This window comes from Bacillus sp. LR_5, from assembly GCF_042709275.1.
Genome location: NZ_JAVAXX010000433.1, coordinates 1 through 3,684, shown reverse-complemented (window position 1 = coordinate 3,684; position 3,684 = coordinate 1). Strand labels below are relative to the sequence as shown.

Genomic DNA, 3,684 nt, shown 5'->3' with positions numbered 1-3,684 from the left:
AAATAATGTATGATGTAAAACGGCCAAGTAGTACCTGTCCTCTTGATTCTTTGTACTAATATACGAGCATAGGGGTTCAGTTTAGACCATAGAATTCGGTATACAGGGAATTCAGGCAGGAGGTTAACGCTTTGGCCAAACCTAAAATCGGGTTAGCGTTAGGATCGGGAGGGGCCAGAGGGCTTGCTCATCTCGGTGTGCTTTCCAGTTTACATAAGCACCAAATTGAAGTGGATATGATTGCAGGAAGCAGCATGGGCGCTTTGGTGGGCAGTTTTTATGCCGCCGGACATGACGTGGCAACGATGAAAAAAGTAGCCAAAGCCTTTAAACGAAGGCTTTATGCTGATTATACGGTGCCGAAGCTCGGTTTTTTAAAAGGTGACCGCGTCAGACAGCTTGTGCATGCTTATACATTCGGAAAACCGATTGAAGAGCTCCAAATCCCGCTGGGCATTGTTGCGTGTGATCTACAGACGGGAGAAAAGATTGTGTTCCGAAAAGGATCAGTGTCAGATGCAGTGAGGGCCAGCATCAGCATCCCGGGTATCTTTATTCCGCAGCGGCTGGACGGACGCCTTCTTGTAGACGGCGCGGTCGTCGATCGAATTCCGGTTTCTGTTGTGAAAGACATGGGAGCTGATATTATCATCGCTTCGGATGTTTCCAGGGTTCGAAAAACTGAAACAGCAGTGCATATTTTTGATGTGATTATGCAAAGTATGGATATACTGCAAAATGAATTAGTGCGGCATCAAACAATTGCCGCAGATATCATGATTCGCCCTTCCCTTGAAACATACAGCTCAAGCTCGTTTGCCAATATTGAAGAAATGATATCGGCAGGCGAAGAGGCGACAAACCGAATGATCAGCAAGATAAGAAAAGAAATAGAGAATTGGGAGGGCTCATAATTTGCTACGTAAAAAACATTTTAGCTGGATGCTCGTCATCCTCATACTGATCGCCGTTTTATCATTTATAAAACTTCCATACTATATTACAAAACCGGGAGAAGCGACAGAGCTTGCTTCATTGATAAAAGTGGAGGGAGGCTACCCGGAAAAAGGAAGCCTGTCCTTAATGACTGTTAAAGTGGGACCGGCTAATCCGTTTACATATGTGTGGGCAAAGATGCACCCTTATTATGAAATTGTTCCTGATGAGAGCATTAAGGAAAAAGGCGAGTCAGATAAGGAGTATATGAAAAGACAGCTCCAAATGATGAAAAGCTCGCAAGAAAATGCGGTTATAGCCGCCTATCAAAAGGCAGGAAAAAAAGTTAGCTATTCCTTTAACGGCATATACGCAAGCTCAGTTGTAGAAAACATGCCGGCAAAAGGGAAAATAGAAGTCGGTGATAAAATCATCAGCGCAGACGGCAAAAACTATCAGTCTGCTGAAAAGTTGATTGATTATATCAGCAGCAAAAAAGCGGGAGATAAAGTCACGTTAAAGATCGAAAGAGAAGAAAAAGAAAAGCGTGTCACCCTTACGTTAAAACAATTTCCTGATGAGCCGGATCGGGCAGGAATCGGAGTTTCGCTTTATACAGACAGAAACGTGAAGGTAGAGCCTGATATTGATTTTGAAATTGAAAATATTGGCGGCCCGTCAGCAGGGTTAATGATGTCCCTTGAAATCTATAATCAGCTGACAAAACCAGACGAAACAAAAGGCTACGATATTGCGGGAACAGGTACCATTGATGTTGACGGAAAAGTAGGCCCGATCGGCGGCATTGATCAAAAAGTCGTCGCCGCAGACAAAGCCGGAAAAGACATTTTCTTCGCGCCAAATCAAAACGGCGCCAGCAATTCCGATTATAAGAACGCAGTAAAAACAGCAAAAGATATTGATTCAAATATGAAGATTGTGCCTGTTGATACCATGCAGGATGCGATTGATTATTTGAATAAGCTGAAAGCGAAAAGCACCTGAGAATCAGGTGCTTTTTCTATACATTTAAAAAATGTTGTTCATCTTCGTCATATCGAATCGGTGCATGTCCGTATTCCTGCAGGTCAAACTCAGTTCTCAGCGGCTCTTCTATCGGCAGGCTGTAAATCCTGCTTGCTTTTACGTCCAGATCGAGAGCTGGATGGGAGAAAGAGGACAGTTTGCTGACAAGCGGAACAGACAGTGCTTTTTTCTTTTCGGATAAATAAGCCTGTCCTTTTTTCGTCATGCCGAGAAGCCTGATATACGGCACCTTATCGTTGTCAAGCAGCTTTTGCATATCCAGTTTTTTTGTTCTGTTTAAAATGTGTGTATTCATCCGCTGGAGCCTTGTCCACGTATAGCGTTTTGTTTTCAGCAGTTCCATAAATTCCTGATAGGAGCTGGATTTTCTGATCGAACGAAGAATTCTGTGCTCTAAACCTTCCTCCACCTCGTATACTTGTTGTAATTCCTGTGCTGTTACAGTTGAAAGGCTGTATTTTAAGTAAGAAAAGTAGCTCTCAGGTGTATGCCACAATCCGAAAGATTTGCGGTAAGCTGCTAATTCACGTGCAGAGGCAGCAGGGAGAAAACGAAAGCAGGCTTCGAGATTCTGGCCAGTCATTGCTTTTCTGATGCTTGTGGCGCTTGCGATATGGTTTTCGCCTTCAGGGAGATCGGCATCATGATAGTCCGAAGAGATGCGTGCCGTAGTATAAGGTTTCATAGGATATCCCCCGGTTAGAATCGAGGTCACATACTGGTATCCCAAAATGTTATTTGGTTTTGACAAGTCAAGTGCACTTTCAGTATGCAAAATGGAGCTGAAGGCGCTAGCCGCCGCTGCTGGGTAACTGGCCCCCTTTTTAAGTTCTTCTTTAATTCGGTCATTCAATATATGTTTATGCTCATCAATAAGCTGTGCTGTTTCTAAAAAAGGCTTGATATCCCCATTTTCACTCCCGAAAAACAGCGCCTCACATTCAAGTTCGTTCAGGATGGAAACACTGCCGCGTGCAAAAATGTCTGCTTTTTGCACGGCATAAAGATAAGGCAGCTCAATGACGAGGTCAACTCCGCTTTGCAGGGCCATTTTTGTTCGGGCCCATTTTGATACAACAGCGGGCTCCCCGCGCTGTAAAAAATGCCCGCTCATGACCGCGACAGCCGTGTCACATCCGGTTTGCCGCTTTGCTGTTTGGGCATGATAAAGGTGACCGTTATGAAAGGGATTATATTCAACCACCAATCCGACAGCTTTCATATTTTTTCCGCCTTTCTTGCTATGTTTAAAAACGTATGGTACATTTGCAAATGAAAACTCTTACGCCTTATTTTTGTTTTAAGTGTATGCATAGCATATTCCGCTGTCAACGATACTTCAATGGCAGCATTATGCTGTAAAGAAAAAATATTGACAAAAACAATCTTAAAAGCTATAATCATGTTTGTTGCTTTCCTGAGGTGATACAAATGAAATGGACGATTTATCAGCTGCATCAAATGCCAAAACAAAGTTTTGAGTTTGATGAAACAGTTGAGTTAAATGAGCTGACAAAGCTGAATTCTGACATTCGCCGCATTTCTCCCGTCCGGGTGAAGGGCAGAGCGGATATCAAATCCAAACAGGTTTCGTTTGATTTTACAATTTCAGGCGAAATGATTTTGCCATGCTCAAGAACACTCGTTGATGTCCCGTATCCATTTGAAATTTCAACAAAAGAACTGTTTATATTTCATCAC

At 43.1% G+C, this 3,684-nt stretch carries 5 protein-coding genes; 3 read left to right on the top strand and 2 right to left on the bottom strand.

What is annotated here, in order from left to right:
* The first annotated feature begins 131 nt into the window (after window positions 1-131).
* Both RAC86_RS36505 and ddcP read left to right on the top strand, forming a co-directional pair.
* A complete protein-coding gene (locus RAC86_RS36505; RefSeq protein WP_003232221.1) occupies window positions 132-914 on the top strand; it encodes a patatin family protein in 783 nt (260 codons plus the stop codon).
* A 1-nt stretch (window position 915) separates the two neighbouring features.
* Complete coding sequence (gene ddcP / locus RAC86_RS36500; protein WP_029726516.1) at window positions 916-1,941, top strand: protease DdcP; 1,026 nt, start codon at window positions 916-918, stop codon at window positions 1,939-1,941.
* Window positions 1,942-1,957: 16 nt separating this feature from the next.
* Here the strand turns inward: ddcP and RAC86_RS36495 are convergent, their stop codons facing one another.
* Window positions 1,958-3,205 (bottom strand): nucleotidyltransferase, encoded by a 1,248-nt coding sequence (locus RAC86_RS36495; RefSeq protein ID WP_029726515.1) that lies wholly within the window; start codon window positions 3,203-3,205, stop codon window positions 1,958-1,960.
* Window positions 3,202-3,387 carry a hypothetical protein gene (locus tag RAC86_RS36490; RefSeq protein WP_003232215.1) on the bottom strand — a complete coding sequence of 62 codons (186 nt, stop codon included), beginning with the start codon at window positions 3,385-3,387 and terminating at the stop codon, window positions 3,202-3,204. Before RAC86_RS36490 ends, RAC86_RS36495 begins: the two co-directional genes overlap by 4 nt.
* Window positions 3,388-3,414: 27 nt before the next feature.
* Between RAC86_RS36490 and RAC86_RS36485 the strand changes: the two genes are divergently transcribed.
* The coding region (locus RAC86_RS36485; protein WP_377886764.1) for a YceD family protein at window positions 3,415-3,684 on the top strand (270 nt) is incomplete at its 3' end.